The sequence below is a fragment of the Brevibacterium sp. 50QC2O2 genome, from assembly GCF_024580675.1.
GTDB lineage: Bacteria > Actinomycetota > Actinomycetes > Actinomycetales > Brevibacteriaceae > Brevibacterium > Brevibacterium moorei.
This window is the reverse complement of sequence record NZ_JANIJZ010000014.1, coordinates 47661-65868: the sequence shown is the minus strand read 5'-3', so window position 1 is coordinate 65868 and position 18208 is coordinate 47661. Positions and strand designations below refer to the sequence as shown.

Below are 18208 nucleotides of genomic sequence, written 5' to 3'. Positions count from 1 at the left end.
GTGGGGGCGAAGTGCTCAGGAAGTGTGGCGCTTAGAAGATGCGGCGCTCAGGCCGGGGCCGAGGCGCCGGAATCCCGGATGCACTGGGCCAGGAAGGCGGTGGTGGGCTGTTCGACGATCTGCGCGAAGTCCACGTCCACGCCGGCGGCGAACAGCTCATCGGACAGCGTGAAGGTGCGCAGGGAGTCGAATCCGGCCTCGAAGATATCGGCTTCGGGGGCGGCCAGCAGGTTCTGGGCGGCCTGCGGGTCCTTCAGAATGCGGGAGAAGGCATCCTGCAGCCAGCTGGTCCACGCGGAGTCGAGGTCGAGCGGTGTTGTGGTCATGCCATGTCCTTTGCGGCTTGGGCCGGCGCGCCGGCGGTGTGTTCGGATGGTGTGCTGCCGGCCTCAGCCTCCTGGAGTTCGGCCAGGACACGGGTGCGCAGGGCGCGGCGGTTGTTCTTGCCCACGCCGGTCGTCGGCAGGGTCGCGGCCACCTCCAGGCGGTCGGGGACCTTGAAGCGGGCCAGGCCCGATGCCCGCACGTGGTCGAGCAGCTCGGATGCCGTCGGCCAGTCGGCCTCGGCGATGTCCTCGCGCGGCAGGACCACGGCCAGGATCTTCTCGCCCAGGTACTCGTCGGGCAGGCCCAACACCAGGGCATCGGCGACTGCGGGGTGGCTCAGCAGGGCCTCCTCGACTTCTTCGGGGGCGATCTTCTCCCCGGCCCGGTTGATCTGGTCCTTGATGCGGCCGGTCACGGACAGGTAGCCGTCGGGTCTGCGGATCACCAGGTCGCCGGTGCGGTAGAAGCCGTCGGCGGTGAAGGAATCGGCGTTGACCCGCGGCGCGCGGAAGTATCCGCGGATCGTGTACGGCCCGCGGGTCAGCAGCAGTCCCTCGGTGCCGTCGGGCACCGGATTGTCCGCCTCGTCGACGATGAGGACCTCGTCGTCTGGGCTGATCGGCCGGCCCTGGGTGTGCACGATCGTGTCGATCGGATCGTTCAGGCGCGTGTAGTTGACCAGGCCCTCGGCCATTCCGAAGACCTGCTGCAGGGTCGCGCCCAGTTCCGGGGCCACGCGCTGCGCGGTGGTGGCCGGCAGGGGAGCGCCGCCCACCTGGATCGTCTCGAGGCTGGACAGGTCGAAGCGGGTGCGCGCCGGCGAGGCCAGCCAGGCCTGCAACAGCGGGGGTACCAGGGAGGCCATGGTGATGCGGTGTTCGGCGATGAGTTTGAACGCCGTGCGGGGGCTGGGGTCGCCAGCCATGACGATCGTGCCGCCGGCGTGGAGGACGCCGAGGATGCCCGGCGAGCTCATTGCGAAATTGTGTGCCGCCGGCAGGCAGACCAGCATCCGCGTGTCCTCGGTGACCCGGCAGATCGCGGCGGATTCGCGCACCGTGTAGAGGTAGTCGGTGTGGGTACGCGGGATCAGCTTGGGCACGCCGGTGGTCCCGCCGGAGACCTGCAGGAAGGCCAGGTCGTCGGCCCGGCCGTCGTGGAAGGACGTGTCGTCCGTCGCGGTTTCGGCCGTGGAGCCGGTTGCAGTCGCGGCGCCGGCCGCGAGCTCGGTCGCCGACGGCGGGCGGGAGACGTCGATGGTCAGGGGAGCGACGATGCCCTCGGCGGTCAGGGCCTCGGCCAGCTTCGCCGAGGTCTCACGCTGCTGCTGGGAGCCGACCACGACGTGCGCGGTGGCCCCGGCCAGCCGGGTGAAGTGGGCCAGTTCGGTTTCGCGGTGGGCGGGCAGTGCGAAGATCGGCACCGCGCCCAGATAGAACACGCCGAACAGCGCCGACAGGAACTCCACGCTGTTGGGCACCTGCACGATCACTGCCTGGCCAGCGCTCACCCCGGAGGCCGCCAGGCGCGCGGCGAATGCGGTGGCGTCGGCGTCGAGCTCGCGGTAGGTCAGGGCGGTGGGGGCCGCCGCGGCCCCGGGAACGGCCACGGTGGGGCCGGTGACGGCGATATTGTCTGCGAAGCGCAGTGCCCTGGCGCGCATGAATACCGGCAGGGACTCATCCTCCCAGTAGCCCAGGGCGCGGTAGTGCGAGGCCAGGGCGGCCGAAGGGCGGACGATATCAGCGCGAACGTCGATCATGGATTCCTCTGAGCAGGCTGTGGCACAGGAATATGCCGAAGCTAAAGCATACCTAAGGGTGGAGCTGATCTGAAGCGTGTGCTCGGGTAGAGCGAGCGATCTCATGCATGGCGCCCACCGAATCCGATGGGTCCGCCGCGCCGAAGGGGCCGGGCGCATTGCACGGGCGTTCCCCCAGCGGATAGCCTGACCCCGGTTCCACCGATCTTCCCCTGGAGAGGACCTCTATGCATCGCCTTCTGCGTGCCCTGACCTGCGGCACCGTGCTGAGTGTGGCCATCGGAGTCGGTGTGCCGGCCCAGGCATCGACCGCGGCGGCACCTCCGGCGCCCACCACCTCGGACTATCCGCTGAGCGCCGTCAGTGCTTCCGGCATTTTGACTCCCGGCGCCACCGACGGGTCCACGTCCACGGCCCAGGCGCGCGAGCAGGCGGCCGGCCCGCAGTCCACCGCCGCACTGCCCGGGGCGCTGTTGTCCCCGGCCGCCCTGGCGGGGATCGGCGAGCGGTTCACCCAGGCGGTCACGAGCCATGCCCGCGGTCTCGCCCTGGCGCTGGGTGCGCCGGGCGCCGGCACCCGAGCAGTGCCATCGGCCGGCGGGACGGGCGGTTCCCAGGCCGAGGCCTCGGCCCCGGACCTGCATCGGAAGCCGGCCGGCACCCGGACCGGGGACGGGGTGACGATCGCGGCGCTGTCCGATGTCGTCGACCTGCCGGCGGATTCGCCGAGCGTGATCGGGGTGCTCTTCGACGATTCCGACGTCAGGGTCGAATTCGAGGTGCGCACCAAGACCGCGGACGGTTGGTCCGACTGGACTCATCTGCACGCGACCCCAGAAGGTGGCGGCGCAGAGGGAGGCGAGTCCTCCGGCGGTGGGAGCACCGGCACCGACCCGTACTACGTCACCGGGGCCCAGCAGGCCCAACTGCGGATCCTGGGCGATGGCGGCGTGCCGAAGAACGCGCGCGCCTTCCTGGTTGATCCGCACCGGTTGGACTCGGACGCCAAGGCGGTGGCCGACAATGCGCCCACCCTGATCAGTCCCGGAGCCGAACAACAGGGTGCCGGTGAGTCACAGGGCAGCGCCGAGCCGGGCGCCGGCGAGCAGCGGGCGTACCAAGTCGCGCCCATGGCGGCTCGGGCCTCGGCGGTGGCGGCCAAGCCCAAGGCGGGTGCGAAGCCCAAGCCCGCTGCGAAGTCCAAAGCGGGGCCGGTGCAGCGACCGAAGTTCGCCTCGCGCAAGAACTGGGGAGCCAGCGGGCCGAAGGACAAGCCCCGGACGGCGGACAAGGTCACGGCCGCCGTCATCCACCACACAGACGGCAATAAGGACTACTCGCCCGAGGACGTCCCCGCGATCCTGCGCGGTATCCAGACCTTCCACAAAGAGGGGCGCGGCTGGTCCGACATCGGCTACAACATGCTCGCCGATAAGTACGGTCGGCTGTGGGAGGGCCGGGCCGGCGGAATCGACAAGCCCGTGATCGGCGCCCACGCCTCGGAGGTCAACAACGGAACCTTCGGCATCTCGGTGATCGGCGACTATGCCAAGACTGCCCCACCGAAGAAGACCAGGGACGCCGTGGCGGGTGCCGTGGCCTGGAAGCTGTCCCTGGGCAAGGTCCCGGCACAGGGCACCACATCGGTCGAGGGCAAGAAGATCAAGACCATCGTGGGCCACCGCGATGTGGGCGACACCGACTGCCCCGGCGATGCCTTCTACGCCACCTTCGACGAGATCCGGCGGACCGCGGCGGACATCCAACAGGGCAAGAAGACCACCGCGGGAGCCCAGGCCGGTGGTTCCGCTGCGAAGAAGGGCGGTGCCAAGGGTCCGGCTCAAGGCGGTGCGAAGCCCGGTGCGAAGGATGGGGGCAAGGCGAAGGCGCCCGAGATGAACCCGGGTGTGGTCCCCGATATGAACGCGGGGGTCCAGTCGGCCGGGGTCTAACCCGGGCTCAGTTCGGCCCGGGCCGGGTCTGACCTGGCCGCAGCGCAAGCGCAGATTCACATCCCATGCGCAAACCTGCAGTACCGCTCTGTGTCAAGCTGTGTGGAGTCACTCGGGCTAGTTTCTGACTGCTTCGTGCTCCGGCAGGTTGATACCCACGACGTGGGGCGGCTTCGGAGTCACCGGACGTGACTTGAAGCGTCCCCGGTGTCTCCGGTAGTACTCCTGCAACGCCTGATCCCGGTCATGCCAGCACCGCTGCCATGACCCATCGAACACACTCTCCGGGGTGAACAACGCGATACCGGAATGCCGATGCACAGTGTTGTACCACTGCACGTATCCATCCACATACGCACGAGCGTCCCCCACGGTCTCGAAGATCCGCGGGTACCCGGGCCGATACTTCATCGTCTTGAACGCCGCTTCGGAGAACGGATTGTCATTCGACACATACGGTCGGTTGAACGACGACTCCACCCTGTACCCGGCAAGCAACTCCCGTAATCGGTTCGACGTCATCGCCGACCCGTTATCAGCATGCACGACCTCCGGTGCCCCATACATTCCGATCGCCTCGGTGAACATCTCCACAGCCACCTGGTCGGACTCACACTCCTCGACCCTGTGTCCCACGACCTTCCGCGAGAACACGTCAATGACCTTGTAGGCCTTGAAACGTTTACCCACCCACGGTGAGTACAGGTCCGTAATGTCCCACGACCATGCCTGCCCCGGACGGGTGGCCATGACCTGCGGAGCTTCCCGCCGGCAGCGTTTCTGCTTCGCCCGCGGGAGAACAGGCCGCACCGACTGATCCTCGATCTGCGCAGCGATCCGCCACCACGATCGCCGTGAAGCGAGCATCACCCCGTCATCCCACATCGCAGCAAACGCGTGATCGACCGAATGACCTGCTTCCCACGATGTACGGATACGCTCCTGCACCCGCCGCCTGTCTGCCTCACCGATCCGCGAAGCGTACGCCCGATCCGTTTGATGAACAGGGTCAGCCACTGCGGGCCGGGGCCTGTGCCGGTAGTGCCACGTCGACCGGGACACCCCGGTCATGATGCTCCTATAGGTTGTCAAGCCCGGTCGTGATCATGGTGGTGGTGATCGACCATGGCGAGGTGGCCTACGCGGCGAGCAGGTATTCACGGTAGGCGATGACGAAGTCATCGTCTCGGCGTTTACCGCGTTCAAGGTAGGAAATCGTGGTGGGCCACGTGTTGAAGTGCCCGGCTGCGGTTTCCAAGCTGATCTTCTTCGACTGGCGCAGTGGCCTCAGGTCGTCGACGGCGGGTACCGGCTCGGGCCGGACAATGTGCCGGTAGGCCTCGTTGGCGATGTAGCGTTTGAGGCACCGCATGATCTCGCGTTTGCTCTTGCCCTCCGCGGTCCGGCGTGCCACGTAGGCCCGTGTCCGCGGGTCACTGGACATGCGCACGAGCACGATCTGGTGGAGTGCCTGATTGGCCTGCCGGTTTCCTCCACGGTTGAGCCTGTGCCGGTTCGTCTTCCCGGAAGACGCCTGCAGTGGACTCACCCCGCATAAGGCGGCGAAGGCTTCCTTACTGCGGATACGCTCAGGATTCTCACCCGCGGTGACCAGCAGTTTCGCCGCGCTGATCGGTCCGATTCCCTTGGCCGCTGCCAGTGCCGGTGCGGTGTCGGCGACGACGGTGGTGATGTCGGTCAGGAGTTCGTCGATCTCACCGGTGAGGTTCTGATAGCGGCGGGCCAGCGTGCGCAATGCCTTGCGCTGGTAGTCCGTCGCCACCGGTCGGGTGGCGACGTGGTGTGTGTCGGCGTGTGTGTCGATGCCGGCGTAGACGTGTCGGTGTGGTGTTGGCATGATGGGTGGTGCCCTTTCGTCCCTTGGTGGTGATGGAAGCGCAATCCCGGCCGGGTGGGCAGACAGGACGTTGACGGGGTAGTGACCGCGCTCCTATGAGGTCATGCTCGTCCGGTCGGGACACTCGATGATTCCCTGGTGGGTGGACAGATCACGGCAAAGGCACACACTGTGGTGGCCAGTCAGTGCCTGGGTCACACCCTGGATGGAAACCATCCCTACAAGTATCAACGTCCAGTGCTTTCCGTTGGGAGCCCAGAATCGTTGTCAGTCCGGTGACGAGTTCGTTCTCCGTCCGGATGAATCCTTCGGCTCGTCCGTCCGGGCGGGTTCGGGCTCTTGCGCGTTCCACTGATGCAAGAGCCCGATAGCTTTTCCCAACGCGTCGTTCGCTCCCTCGAGCTGCTCGATACGAGCGTGGAGGCGTTGGATTTCAGCGGACTGCTCGGCTTCCTTCTTCGCCCGTGCCCGCTCGTAGGCGGTACGTCCGTAACTATGTGCAACCATCACACTATGATCCCTGGGTGCGAGTCCCCGGTCCAGATCCCCAGCGTACAAAGCGATCCGCCATCGTCGGAGTTTGTCACGGCTAAACGGTTTGTCCTTGACCCACTGGCCTTTCGAACCATAGGGCTGACGCTCGTACTCGCGAACGAACTCACGGACCTCTTCGACGGTGAATCCCACAACGCTGACCATGCGAGATCACTCTCCTTTGCTTGATCGTGACTGACTCACAACCAGCTTGGCAAAGAGGGACATACGCATATACGCGCATGTACTGCAGGTTTGCGCATGCGCTGCCTGCGCTGCTGAGGCCGCATCCCGGACGCGGGCGCCGGCGCCTCAGTGATCGATGTTTTCGAGCAGGGTCTGGGCCCATCCCCACAAGCGGGCCGCGTCCGAGGCCTGGCGCAGGGTGGCGAAGGGCCGGCGGATCCGCGGTGGTCCGGCCAGCTGGAGGGGCCCGCGGGGTGCGAACATGGGCGGTTCGCCCGGTGCTGCACCGCGGGCCAGGGCCGCCCGCGAGGCCAAGCACGAGTCCGGCGCCTCAGCTCTCGAGGTTCTCGAGCCGGGCCCGGAGACTGTGCTGGACACTGCGCCGGCCTCCGGTCCTGCACCCCAGACGAGCGCGGCCAAGGCAGTCTGCGCGGCCTCGGCCGGGGTGTTGCCCAGATGGGCCGAGGCCCAGTCGACCAGCCCATCGGGCACCATCGCGCGGATCGCCGGGGCGATCGCGGAACCGGGGGTGATACCCGGATGGCACAGACGCACGGAGACTCCGGGCCGGCCCGTACCGGCGTCCTCGGCGCCCCCGGCCCGACCGGCACTCCCGGCCCGACCGGCGCCGCAGGACGCCCCGTCCCGCACAGCGCTACCGGGCGTCCCCACCCGCCGCTGCAGTTCCATCCCGAACAGGCCCAATGCCAGTTTCGAGGCGGCGTAGGCGTGGAAGGGCTGCCTGCCGTGCGGATCGGCTCGGTCGAGGTGGCCTCGGGCAGCGGCGATGCTGCACTGCACGATGACCCGGGTGCCGCAGCGGCGCAGGGTGGGCAGTAGATCCAGCAGCAGAGCCGCGTGCCCCAGGAAGTTCGTCTGGAAATTCAGCTCGAAACCGTCGGGGGTGAGCCTGCGGCCGTGCTCGCCCAGGGTGACGATGCCGGCGTTGAGCACCAACACGTCCACGGGACCTGAGGCCAACCGGCGCGCCAGCGCATGCACGGTGTCCAACCTGGCCAGGTCCAGGGCCTCGGTCTTGACGTCCACGGGTCCGCCCTTCAGCCGATCACGGATAGCGGCCGAGGCCAGGTCCCCCTTGGCGGCATTGCGCACCGGCAGGACGATCCGGGCCCCGGCGGCGGCCAGCCCATGGGCGATTTCGAGTCCGATCCCGCTGCTGCCCCCGGTGATGACGGCTGTGCGCCCCTGAAGATCCACGCTGCGGAGTCTACGTGGTCCCTCAGGGTTTCCAGCCGGAGGGACTGTGCCATTATCACTTATCGCCATAACTGATAATGGCTGGCTGGTCGATTATCAGTTACGCCGTTCAGGCGTTTGCGCCGAGCGGCCAGTTGGGGATTTCCCTGCCGGGCTAGCAGTCCCGGACCCAGCCGTCTGTCCACCACCTGCCGGCCCGGCCTCCATTCGGCCCCCGTCCCCACTCTCCGGGTTAGCCCCGGCCTCCGGGGCGGCCCGCCGCTGCATGAGCCCGCGGACGCTTCCCATTCCGATGAGCAGGGCGGTCAGCACGACTCCGCCGGCGACCATCCGGAAGCTCGAGGTCGGGGTGGTGCCGAAGGTGGTGAGCTGGCTGACGACCAGCGACAGCACGGATGCTGCGAAGGCCGGCGCGGTCCAGGTCAGGCTCAGACGCGCGGACACGGAGATGAGCACAACGGCTCCGGCCGGGGCCGCGAGGACGGATACCATCCACACGCACAGGATCACCAGGCTGGCCACCAGGGCCGAGGGCGGTCCGATATACCCCTCGAGGCGCTCCGAGGGGTCGTGGGCGATGGCCGAGGGCAGCAGGGCCAGCGCCAGGATGCCCAGTGCGCTGTCGATGCAGACGTCGACGGCGCTGCCACCGGTGGAAGCACTGGGATTGGTCACCGCCACCCCGATGTACTGCAGGAAGTGGAAGACCGCCGACATGATCACACCGGTGCCCAGGGCAAGACAGAACAGGACGATCGTGCGGGTCCTGGTGCGCGGGGGATCGGCGTGTGGCTGATGCTGCTGCAAGGGTCCGGTCGGCATAGGCCCACAGTAACCGGCCACGATGAGCGCCCGGTGTAAATCGCAGCCCCGCCTCCCCGGTAGGGAAAACCCGACGGGGACCTCGGCGGAAAGCGGCATAGTGGCATGCGCCGCCGGCCACGTAGCGTTGAGGCTATGAATGAGAGAACCAGACGGCGCGGACCGGGAGTCCTGGGCACCGCCAACGTCATACTATTCGGGGTCCTGGGCCTCATCTGGGTCTGGGTGCCGGTTGGCCTGCTGACCGGGGGGATCGCCGCGTTGCCGGCGCTGGGTTCGGGCATCCTGTTGTTGGTCGCCTGGTTCTATCTGCAGCGCGGGATCAACATCGCCTCCTACTGGTGGTCGGAACTGGTCTACGCCGAGGGCTTCCAACCGCCCTATGTCGTCCCCAACCCCGCACCCGGCTTCAAGGGCCACGTCCTGACCCAGTGGAACCACCTGAAGTCGTGGTCCTTCTGGCGTACCGCGCTGTACCACTACCTCAAGGTGCTCTACGGCCTGGTGGTGTGCACGGTGTGCTTCCTCATGTTCCTGGCCGGCATCGTGCTGGTGGCGGCCCAGTACTCCGTGGGCGTGTCCCAGCAGGGCCTGGTCTTCGGCTTCGAGATCCCCGAACTGACGACTCCGGGCCTGCGCATCCTGTTCGGGATCATCGCCGGACTGTGCATCCTGTTGCCCTTCGCCGGCCTGTGGTTCGCGGGTTACGGCGACCGGGCGATCGACCGCTGGCTGCTCCCGCCGACCAAGGCCGAGGTGCTGCGGGCGGAGACCGAACGCCTGTCCGCGCAGACCCAGCGCCTGTCCGCCGAGGTGACCGACCTGGACGCAGCCCGTGCCGGCGCGGTGGAGTCCGCGGCAGGCGAGCGCGCCAGGATCGAACGCGATCTGCACGACGGGGTCCAGCCGATGCTGGTGGCCCTGTCGATGAAGCTGGGGATGGCGAAGAACAAGCTGGCGGCGGTGCCGAACGATCCGCAGGACCCCTCGGCCGGCAGCGGCCCGAAGGATCTGGAAGGCGCGCGGACCCTGGTGGCCGAGGCGCACTCGGATTCCAAGGCCGCGATCACCGAACTGCGCCAGCTGGCCCGCGGCATCCACCCGGCGGTGCTCGAGGACCGGGGCCTGGACGCCTCGGTTTCGGCTCTGGCCGCCCGCTCGGTGGTCCCGGTGGACCTGCGGGTGGACCTGCCGGCGGGCTTCCGGGCCGGCGCCGAAGCGGAATCGGTGGCCTACTTCGTGATCGCCGAATCCCTGACGAACATCAACAAGCACGCCCATGCGGCCGGCGCTATGGTGCGGGTCTCGCTGTTGCCGGGTGCGGCCACGCCTGCGGGCGGCGCCGGGGCGCCGTCCTCGCGGCCTGCGGCCTCGGCCCCCGGCACCCTGCAGGTCGTCATCTCCGATAATGGCAGGGGCGGGGCGCGGGTGGCGCGCGACGGTTCCGGCACGGGCCTGGCGGGCCTGGCCGACCGGGTCGCGGCGGCCCGCGGCACGTTCTCACTCACATCACCGGTGGGCGGTCCCACCACTATCGTCGTGGAGGTCCCATGCGCATAATCATCGCCGAAGATTCCGTCCTGTTACGCGAGGGCCTGGTCCGCCTGCTCACCGATGCCGGGCACGAGGTCGCCGCCACCGCCGGCGACGCCACCGAGTTCCTGGCCGCGGTGTCGGCCCACCCGGACGCCGAGCTGGCGATCGTCGATGTGCGGATGCCGCCGACGTTCACCGATGAGGGTATCCGCGCGGCGGTGCTGGTGCGCAGTCAGAACCCGAAGGTCGCGGTGCTGGTGCTCAGCCAGTACGTCGAGGAGCGCTATGCCGCGGAACTGATCGCGGAGAACAAGGGCGCCTTCGGCTATCTGCTCAAGGACCGGGTCGCGGACGTGGACGATTTCCTCACGGCAGTTGACGAGGTGGCCGGCGGCGGCACCGTTCTGGACCCCGAGGTGGTCGCCCAGATCATGGTGCGGTCCAGGAAGCAGGACGGCCTGGCCATGCTCAGCCCCCGCGAACGCGAGGTGCTGGGGCTGATGGCGCAGGGCAAGTCGAACTCCGCGATCGCCGCCGAACTGTTCCTCAGCGCGGGCGCTGTGGAGAAGAACATTTCGAACGTATTCACCAAACTGGGCCTGGCGCCGGATTCCGATGAGAACCGCCGCGTGATGGCCGTACTGAAGTTCCTGGGGGCCTGAGCCATGGTCAAGATCGCAATCCAATCCGGCACGCGGACGGCCGTGCGCGCCATCCTCATCGTGTTCGCGGTGCTGACCGTGCTGGCCATGGTGGTGGGCGCCGGCGGCATCGGCGTGGTGATGGCGGCGAGCTCCTATGTATCGGCCACCGAGGACATCCCTGCTGATGCGCGGGAACTGACCGTGCGCGGGGCGAACTTCAACATCGACGTGGGAATCGTGCCGACGGGGCAGAAGCCCAGGGTCGAACTGCGCTACCTGGGAGGTTCGAACCGCAAGCCCGAGGTGAACACGAGCGTGGACGGGGATAGGGCGCTGGTCGATTTGAGGTCGGATGCCTCGCGCCGGATCTTCGGTTCGGTGCTGGCCGAGGCCCGGGTCTACATTCCGGCGGATCGGGCCAGGGAGATGACCCTGAACGTGGACGCGGCCTATGGATCGGTCAATGCGTACGCCGATAGCTCGGTCTACGATTCGGACGATTTCAACGACGAGGATGAAGGCGCCGATGACGAGCCGCGTTCGGCGGAGGACGAATTCATTGACTCGGTCACCAGGGCCGATGACCTGGCCCGCAAGTTCGGCTTCAAGGGCATGAACCTGCACAGCGAGTCCGGGTACGTGAGCGTATCGGATGTGGCTGTACAGGTCATGACCGCCCATGCCACGACGGGCAATATCGAGCTCGACGGCCGTTTCACCACCGTTGACGCGTCGACCAAGTCCGGCAATATCGAGGTCAACGGCGCAGTGTCGAAGAACGCGCGGGTCAACAGCACGGATGGCAACGTCAAGGTCGATCTGGGCCAGCGCATCCCCGTCGTCCAGCCGACGTCCGGGGTCGACGTGCAGACCTACTCCGGCAATGTCCACCTCTACGTGCCCACCGGATTCAAGGCGCAGTCGCTCAAGCCCTGGAATATCGAGGCGAAGTCCGCCACCGGGCGGGTCAAGGACACGCTGCCGCGCACCGCGCACGCCGATGCGAAGACCCCCGGGGTGCGCCTGCGGGCGACGACGAACACCGGCGACATCTGGGTCACCCCCAACGAGTCCGAATACGCGGACGAGGATTGAGGTCGGTGCCGCTGCGAGCGCCTATCCGGCGCTGCGCGCGGCCCGCCTCGACCCGGCGGCGGTCCTCATCGCCTAGCAGTGTGTAATGTGTCACACGATCGCCCCATCCACCAGTCGTGACGATGCTGCAGGTTGACACCGATGAAGAATATGAAGGTTCTGTGCGCCACCCTGGCCGCCGTGCTCGTTTTCAGCTCGTGTACGCGAGGTGGTGGGGAGTCTCCCGCTGCCGGCGCACCCGATGACGGTGGCGCAGCCGCCTCCAGTCGGCCCACACAGCAGGAGACCCCCGCCATCGTCGACGCCGAGGGGTACTGGCGGGCCAACACCCTGCCCGATCCGGTGGCCGAGCAGGTGGTGCGCCAGCCCGCTGCCGGTGGGGAGACCAGCGCCAAGGTGCAGATCCTGTCCCTGGACTCCGACGGGCAGAACGCGCGCCTGGTCGCAGCGGTCCTGCCGCCGGTCGACGGTGCGCCGATCTCCTCCCCCCTCGGTGTGGCCGGGTCCAAGGGCGCCAGCCAGCGGCCATGGGTCAGACTGGTCGACGGCGGTGCGCAGAAACTCTACGAACCCCTGCAGGCCAACGGAGCCGAGAGCCGGAGCTCTGCGGATCCGGGCGACGTCCAGGACATCGGAGAGGTTGACGACGATGCGCGCAAGGCAGCGTGCATCTGTTCGTACGGGGTCAACGCCGCTGACAAGGACGCGACCGGAGCTCCCATCCGGACCAATCTGTTCTACGTCGACTTCCCGGCCCCGGCCGGTGCGAGCGTCGACGTGCTGCTGGGCGGCGGAGACGCGTTCTTCTCTCAGGTGCCGGTGAGTTCCGGGCAGAGGTTCGAAGCCGATGAGCTGGGTCGCTTCTCCTTCATCAACAGTGGCGGCGACGCGCTGCCGGAGCGATACGGTGCCGGCGCGAAGCTCAGGCGCATCGTGGATCTGGACGAGTCGGTGTCCTCGGTTACGGACAGTACGGTGCAGGAGAAGAAGGGCACCACGAATCTGTCCGTGGGCGCCGACGTGCTGTTCGCCCTGGATTCGGACAAGCTTGACGCCAAGGCCACGAAGGTGTTGGGCTCCATCGCCAAGAAACTGGCGACGGCCGCCAAGGGGCAGACCGTCACCATCGAGGGCCACACCGACGATCAGGGGGCGAAGGACTACAACCAGGGGTTGTCCGAGCGTCGCGCTCTGGCGGTGGAGAAGGTGCTGCGGCCCCTGGTCGAGGACGCGGGGATCACTCTGCGAACCAAAGGCTACGGACAAACCAGGCCGCGGGTGCCGAACAAGGACACGAAGGGCAAGCCGATCGAGGTGAACCGGGCCAAGAACCGGCGGCTGAACTGCCGACGCCCAAGGGCGGGGTGAGCCCGAAGCTGACCGTCGACGTCTGGCAACTCGAGGACGTCGGAGACTATCTGAAGCTGGTCTACAGCTTCAAGACCGCATCGGGCCGGGACGATGCCAACGCCTTCGGCGGGGGCACCGGCAACGAACGGGCACTGCCGTTCGGGCCGAATCCCTATGCGACGGACAGCTCCCTTCCGAGCGCTGCCAATGTGGCGTTGTGGGACAAAGGCGGAAAACTCCTGGCCGAGCCGATCAAGGCGGGCGGGACCGACTGCCTGTGCATGCAGTCGACGAGCATCTACACCCCTTACACGGCCCATGCCGCGCCGCAGTACATGTACGCGCTCTTCCCCAAGGACAAGCTGGGATCGGACACGCTGACCCTGCGGTTCGCGGGAACCGGGCAGATGGAGGTCAAGCGCGGTGCGGTCGAGCCGCCGGCGGCGCAGACCCCGACCGATGGGGGTTCCGGCCTTCCGACCCCCTCGGCCCCCTGAGCAGGGACTGCACAGGGGCTGAGCGGGCCGTGTCCGTGAGCTGAGATACACTGAGAAGCGTTAATGGAGGGTCGGCGTCACAAGGCGACCTGAGGGACCGCGCCGTGGAGGGCCGACTCATGTCCAGGAGAAAACTGACCCGAACCATTGTGAGCATGGCCGCCGTCCTGGGCCTCAGCACCACGGCACTGGCCGCGTGCTCGCCCGGCGATGGCCCCGGTGGCTCCCAGTCCAAGGGCGACTGCTCCCCGGTGGTCGTCGCGACCTCTTCGGAGAAGGTCAACCTGATGGAGAAGCTGGGGGAGCGGTTCCAGGACTCCGATGAGGCCAAGGGCCTGAAGGACTGCGTGACGATCAAACCGGTCAACGTCGCCTCCGGCAAAGCCGCGGACTATCTGAGCAAATCGACCAAGGACTGGCCGCTGGGAGCCGACAGCGCCCCGGCCATCTGGTCGCCCGCCTCGACCGTGTGGACCCAGCGGGTCGCCTCGGTGGCGGGCAACAAGGTGTACTCCGGCGATGCGCAGAGCTTCGCGAAGTCCCCTGTGGTCTTCGGTATGCCGGAATCCATGGCCAAGGCCCTGGGCTACCCGGGCAAGCAGATCAGTATGAAGCAGATCCACGACCTGATCAAGGACAAGAAGGGCTGGGGCGCGGTCGGCAAGGACCTGTGGGGCTCGTTCAAGGTCGCCAAGACCAACCCGAACAGCTCGACCACCGGCCTGTCCACCCTGCTCATGCAGTCCTACGCCGCCACGGGCAAGAAGAAGGACCTGTCGGCCGGCGACATCACCAAGGCCAAGGACTTCTCACAGGTCTTCGAATCCGGGGCGATCCACTACGGCGACACCACCGGCAAGGTGCTGCAGAACCTGGCGGACCGCGCATCGGGCGGCGGCTCCTCCTATGTCAGCGCGATCGCGTTGGAGGAGACCAGCCTCTACAACTACAACATCGGCAACCCGGACTCCCACACCGTGCAGCCGGGCGAACAGCTGACCCCGCCCAAGGAGAAGCTCGTGGGGGTCTACCCCAGCGACGGTTCGATGTTCTCCGACAACCCGGCCGTGGCGCTCAACGCGGACTGGGTCGGCCCGGAGCAGAAGTCCGGGGCCGAGGCCTTCGTGAACTTCCTGAAGACCAAGCCGGCCCAGGAACTGCTGCCGGAATACGGCTTCCGGCCCATCGACGGCAGCGTCGACGTGTCCAAGCACCTGAACAAGGACGTGGGCATCGACCCGGCCCAGCCCAAGACCACCCTGCCCCAGCCTGCGCCCGGCGTCGTCTCGGCGGCCCTGGACCAGTGGGCCAAGATCCGCAAACCGTCCGCGGTCCTGCAGATCATCGACACCTCGGGCTCGATGAACAAGAGCATCGGCTCCGGCAAGACCCGCCTGGACGGGGCGATCGAAGGATCGCAGACCACCCTGGGACAGGTCCGGCCCGGTGATGAGATCGGCGTCTGGGCCTTCACCACCGGTATCAACAGCATGATCGATAAGAAGAACTACCCCGGGATCGGCGTGGTGCGGCCCTTCGGCAAGCTGGGCGGTGACAAGGAGGGCCTGCAGGACGACATCGCTGACCTGGCCAACAGCCGCCGCGGTGGCACTCCGCTCTACGACGCGGTCTCCCAGTCCTACGACTATATGAAGAAGAAGGCCGAATCCGGCCGGATCAACGCCATCGTCGTCCTGTCCGACGGTGAGGACGCGGGCTCGGAGATGAGCCTGGAATCCCTCGTGCAGAAGATCAACGCCGACCAGGGCGAGGGCGGCAACGACAAGCCCGTGCGCGTCTTCGCGATCGCCTACTCCGGCGAAGCGGACACGGAACCACTGGAGAAGATCGCCTCGGCATCCGGCGGGCAGGTCTTCGACGCGACTGACCCGACGAAGATCCAGGAGACCTTCCAGTCGGTCATGAACAACTTCTAGGCTGGGGCATATGGGAACGGATGCAATCGTCTCGAGCTGCGCCAAGCAGCAGGTCTGCCTCTACGACGGGGCGCAGATCGGCAATGCCGACGACCTGCAGTCCACGCTGCCCCAGGGCGTTCAGGTCGTCGTGATCCCGCGCCCCGACCAGGCCCAGGCCGTGTCATCGAATTCGGTGGCCGAAGCCGTGCGGGCCCAGTCGGGCAAGGACACGGTCATCGTCATCGAGGACCAGCCGGGGTCCGACCGCTTCGCCGTCTCGAGCACGGGGGACGCCGCGCAGATCTCGAAGGACCTGTACTCGCAGGGCCAGGCCGATGGCGGGGCCGCCGTTGCCGCGATCAGTGGGCAGCTTGTGCCCGCAGCGGACGGACCGGACGACGGTGGTGCCGGCGCGGGCGGCCTGCTCGTCTCCGGTGCCGTTGGCGTCGTGGTCATCGCCGCGGCCATCGGCACGGTCATCGCCGTGCGCCGGAACAAGAAGAAGAAACGCGTGCTGACCCGCAAGGAGGCCGACCGCCGGCTGGAGGCGGATCTGGACGACGCCCTGAATGGGGAGGACGGCGAATTCGTCTCCCAGGCGATCGACGAACTCGAGGAGATCGCGCAGGCCTATCCTGACCTCGGCGGCAGACTGCCCGCCCTGACCCACCACGTGTCCGAACTGTTCGTGCGCGTGCGCAAGCGCGGCACCGACCAACAGGTGAGGCTGCTGCAGGGCCGCTACAAGGACACCCTGGGCAAGCTGCTCAAGGCCCTGGGCCCGGACTACTACGGCGACATCCGCGCCAATCCGCAGTACTGGTCGAACCCGGGCGGGCGGCTGGACGAGGTGCGCCGCGCCATCGAATCCGTCGACCAGCAGGCCGTTGACAACATCCGGCAGGTCAACGAATCCCGCGACCTGGAATTCCAGGTCGCCCTGGACTCCCTGAGCCGGTCTGTGACCGAGGCGAAACTCTCCGACGTCTACAGCGACCGGGACACCCCGGACAGCACCCCCGGCGACCACCGACCACCACCCTCCGCTCCCGGGTACTGAGCCCGGGCCTTACGCACAGGAGCACACCATGTCAGAGCAGCAAGCCGCAGAAACCGTCGCGGTCGACTTCGCCGCCCTCCTGGACCCGGGCGACACCCAGGCGAACGAAGTGGCCGGCAGCCCCCTGGAAACCGCCCTGGCCGAGGTGCCGGCGGCCGAGACCACCGCCGTCACCGATGCGACGCCGCAGCAGGCGCAGTTCCAGTTCCGCAGCCTGCTGACCGACAAACAGCGGGACGACCTGGCCAAGGGCGCACCGGTGCTGGCGGGGAAGTTCATCGCCGACGTCAACCAGATCGTGAACTTCGGCGGGCCGATCATGAAGAAGATGAACGACGCCTCCGTGCAGCTGCTGGAGGCGCAGCGCCATATCAAGGTGCCGGAGGCCGACCAGGTCGTCAACGACATGCTGCGCGAAATGGACGGCTTCGAGAAGAAGTGGCGCTCCGTCAAACTGGAGAACGCCGTCGAATCGGTGCGCAGCTGGTTCAAGCGCCAGAAGTACACGCTGTCGACCATGGTGCGCGAATCCAAGCCCATCGCCGACAAGATCGACCTGGCCGAACTGAAACTCCAGGAGATGGAGACGGCACTGGCGGACAACATCAGCCGCGGTCAGCTGCTGCACAAGCAGACGCTGTCCAATATGGACGATGTGGTCGCCGTGCTGGCAGCCCTGGAGCAGGTCATCGAGGAACTGCAGGGCCAATTCGACGAGGTCGACACAGCCCTGCGCGCCGCGGAGTCTTCCGGCGGGGAATCCGCCACCTACAAGGGCGAGGCCGTCACGGTGAGCAAGCTGCGCGAGATCCACTCCAATCTGTCCTTCGTGCTGTCGGAGACGGAGAAGACCTGGGCGGACTGGCGCTCGCAGTTCTTCCTGGGCTTCGCCCACGCACCGGCGACCCGCAATCTGGTCGTCACGACCTTCTCCCTGCGGCGGCGCCTGGCGGCGTTCCGGACCATGGGTCTGCCGGCGGCTCGGCAGTCGCTGGCCCTGTGGCAGCAGGCGGCCTTCGCCAAGGAGGGCGCGCAGCTGGGCGAATCCGTGCAGGCGGGGACGAACAAGCTGATCCAGCGGTCCTTCGAGGAGACCGCCAAGTCCGTCGAGGCCGTGGCCAATGCGGCGCAGGCGCCGGTGATCACGGAGGAGACCATCTGGTCGGTGATCGATTCGGTCAAGGCCCAGTGCTCCGCGATCGTCACGGCCGACAAGGCCGGCCGTGCCCTGCGCGCGCGAAATCTGGACGCGCTGGAACGCGGTGAGACGCAGATCCAGGATGCGGTGATCGCCTCGCAGCGCCAGGTCGCAGACGGGGCCAGGGGTGGGATCGCCGGGGCCGCTGCGGGTGGTGCGGGTGCTGACAGTGGCGCCGGTGGTGCTACCGGAGTCGATGCCGGTGATGACCTGCTGAACAAACTCACCGAGTAACCCCTTCGCCGAGCCG

General features: G+C 67.4%; 16 protein-coding genes. 9 read left to right on the top strand and 7 right to left on the bottom strand.

Annotation, left to right across the window (positions count from 1 at the left end; translation table 11 throughout):
- Positions 1-47 precede the first annotated feature (47 nt).
- A complete protein-coding gene (locus tag NQ038_RS11880) occupies positions 48-326 on the bottom strand; it encodes a phosphopantetheine-binding protein (protein ID WP_257049669.1) in 279 nt (92 codons plus the stop codon).
- Positions 323-2089 carry a (2,3-dihydroxybenzoyl)adenylate synthase gene (locus NQ038_RS11875; RefSeq protein ID WP_257049670.1) on the bottom strand — a complete coding sequence of 589 codons (1767 nt, stop codon included), beginning with the start codon at positions 2087-2089 and terminating at the stop codon, positions 323-325. The genes NQ038_RS11880 and NQ038_RS11875 overlap by 4 nt, the downstream gene beginning before the upstream one ends.
- A 227-nt stretch (positions 2090-2316) precedes the next feature.
- Here NQ038_RS11875 and NQ038_RS11870 point away from each other — a divergent pair, with 227 nt between their 5' ends.
- Positions 2317-4041 carry an N-acetylmuramoyl-L-alanine amidase gene (locus tag NQ038_RS11870; protein ID WP_257062654.1) on the top strand — a complete coding sequence of 575 codons (1725 nt, stop codon included), beginning with the start codon at positions 2317-2319 and terminating at the stop codon, positions 4039-4041.
- Positions 4042-4158: 117 nt separating this feature from the next.
- Here the strand turns inward: NQ038_RS11870 and NQ038_RS11865 are convergent, their stop codons facing one another.
- The 5 genes from NQ038_RS11865 to NQ038_RS11845 all read right to left on the bottom strand — a co-directional run bounded on the left by NQ038_RS11865 (position 4159) and on the right by NQ038_RS11845 (position 8659).
- Entirely contained in the window at positions 4159-4989 is an 831-nt protein-coding gene (locus NQ038_RS11865; RefSeq protein ID WP_257062653.1) for a DDE-type integrase/transposase/recombinase, read from the bottom strand.
- Between the two features lie 190 nt (positions 4990-5179).
- Positions 5180-5899, bottom strand: a complete 720-nt coding sequence (locus tag NQ038_RS15690; protein ID WP_373456821.1) for a transposase — start codon at positions 5897-5899, stop codon at positions 5180-5182.
- A gap of 267 nt (positions 5900-6166) precedes the next feature.
- Complete coding sequence (locus NQ038_RS11855) at positions 6167-6598, bottom strand: hypothetical protein (RefSeq protein WP_257050025.1); 432 nt, start codon at positions 6596-6598, stop codon at positions 6167-6169.
- 147 nt (positions 6599-6745) lie between these two features.
- Entirely contained in the window at positions 6746-7837 is a 1092-nt protein-coding gene (locus NQ038_RS11850) for an SDR family NAD(P)-dependent oxidoreductase (RefSeq protein ID WP_257062652.1), read from the bottom strand.
- A gap of 96 nt (positions 7838-7933) precedes the next feature.
- A complete protein-coding gene (locus NQ038_RS11845) occupies positions 7934-8659 on the bottom strand; it encodes a hypothetical protein (RefSeq protein ID WP_257049495.1) in 726 nt (241 codons plus the stop codon).
- A gap of 135 nt (positions 8660-8794) precedes the next feature.
- On the opposite strand from NQ038_RS11845, the gene NQ038_RS11840 reads away from it, so the two are divergent.
- From NQ038_RS11840 to NQ038_RS11805, 8 genes are all read left to right on the top strand, one after another.
- Positions 8795-10219, top strand: a complete 1425-nt coding sequence (locus tag NQ038_RS11840) for a histidine kinase (RefSeq protein WP_257062651.1) — start codon at positions 8795-8797, stop codon at positions 10217-10219.
- Positions 10210-10857, top strand: a complete 648-nt coding sequence (locus NQ038_RS11835) for a response regulator transcription factor (protein ID WP_257059590.1) — start codon at positions 10210-10212, stop codon at positions 10855-10857. Before NQ038_RS11840 ends, NQ038_RS11835 begins: the two co-directional genes overlap by 10 nt.
- 3 nt (positions 10858-10860) lie before the next feature.
- A complete protein-coding gene (locus NQ038_RS11830; RefSeq protein ID WP_257062650.1) occupies positions 10861-11934 on the top strand; it encodes a DUF4097 domain-containing protein in 1074 nt (357 codons plus the stop codon).
- Between the two features lie 141 nt (positions 11935-12075).
- Entirely contained in the window at positions 12076-13302 is a 1227-nt protein-coding gene (locus tag NQ038_RS11825) for an OmpA family protein (RefSeq protein ID WP_306427963.1), read from the top strand.
- Entirely contained in the window at positions 13299-13781 is a 483-nt protein-coding gene (locus NQ038_RS11820; RefSeq protein ID WP_257062649.1) for a hypothetical protein, read from the top strand. Before NQ038_RS11825 ends, NQ038_RS11820 begins: the two co-directional genes overlap by 4 nt.
- 119 nt (positions 13782-13900) lie before the next feature.
- Entirely contained in the window at positions 13901-15718 is a 1818-nt protein-coding gene (locus tag NQ038_RS11815) for a substrate-binding and VWA domain-containing protein (protein WP_257062648.1), read from the top strand.
- Positions 15719-15728: 10 nt separating this feature from the next.
- Positions 15729-16760 (top strand): hypothetical protein, encoded by a 1032-nt coding sequence (locus NQ038_RS11810; RefSeq protein WP_257062647.1) that lies wholly within the window; start codon positions 15729-15731, stop codon positions 16758-16760.
- Positions 16761-16788: 28 nt separating this feature from the next.
- Complete coding sequence (locus NQ038_RS11805; RefSeq protein ID WP_257062646.1) at positions 16789-18192, top strand: toxic anion resistance protein; 1404 nt, start codon at positions 16789-16791, stop codon at positions 18190-18192.
- The last annotated feature ends 16 nt before the right edge of the window (positions 18193-18208 follow it).

What these genes read in the sequence shown, in the direction of transcription:
- NQ038_RS11835 (WP_257059590.1), top strand. Translation starts at nt 10,210, where the DNA reads ATGCGCATAATCATCGCCGAAGATTCCGTCCTGTTACGCGAGGGCCTG.
- NQ038_RS11810 (WP_257062647.1), top strand. Translation starts at nt 15,729, where the DNA reads ATGGGAACGGATGCAATCGTCTCGAGCTGCGCCAAGCAGCAGGTCTGC.
- NQ038_RS11840 (WP_257062651.1), top strand. Translation starts at nt 8,795, where the DNA reads ATGAATGAGAGAACCAGACGGCGCGGACCGGGAGTCCTGGGCACCGCC.
- NQ038_RS11815 (WP_257062648.1), top strand. Translation starts at nt 13,901, where the DNA reads ATGTCCAGGAGAAAACTGACCCGAACCATTGTGAGCATGGCCGCCGTC.
- NQ038_RS15690 (WP_373456821.1), bottom strand. Translation starts at nt 5,899, where the DNA reads ATGCCAACACCACACCGACACGTCTACGCCGGCATCGACACACACGCC.
- NQ038_RS11875 (WP_257049670.1), bottom strand. Translation starts at nt 2,089, where the DNA reads ATGATCGACGTTCGCGCTGATATCGTCCGCCCTTCGGCCGCCCTGGCC.
- NQ038_RS11830 (WP_257062650.1), top strand. Translation starts at nt 10,861, where the DNA reads ATGGTCAAGATCGCAATCCAATCCGGCACGCGGACGGCCGTGCGCGCC.
- NQ038_RS11870 (WP_257062654.1), top strand. Translation starts at nt 2,317, where the DNA reads ATGCATCGCCTTCTGCGTGCCCTGACCTGCGGCACCGTGCTGAGTGTG.
- NQ038_RS11805 (WP_257062646.1), top strand. Translation starts at nt 16,789, where the DNA reads ATGTCAGAGCAGCAAGCCGCAGAAACCGTCGCGGTCGACTTCGCCGCC.
- NQ038_RS11880 (WP_257049669.1), bottom strand. Translation starts at nt 326, where the DNA reads ATGACCACAACACCGCTCGACCTCGACTCCGCGTGGACCAGCTGGCTG.
- NQ038_RS11845 (WP_257049495.1), bottom strand. Translation starts at nt 8,659, where the DNA reads ATGCCGACCGGACCCTTGCAGCAGCATCAGCCACACGCCGATCCCCCG.
- NQ038_RS11825 (WP_306427963.1), top strand. Translation starts at nt 12,076, where the DNA reads ATGAAGAATATGAAGGTTCTGTGCGCCACCCTGGCCGCCGTGCTCGTT.
- NQ038_RS11855 (WP_257050025.1), bottom strand. Translation starts at nt 6,598, where the DNA reads ATGGTCAGCGTTGTGGGATTCACCGTCGAAGAGGTCCGTGAGTTCGTT.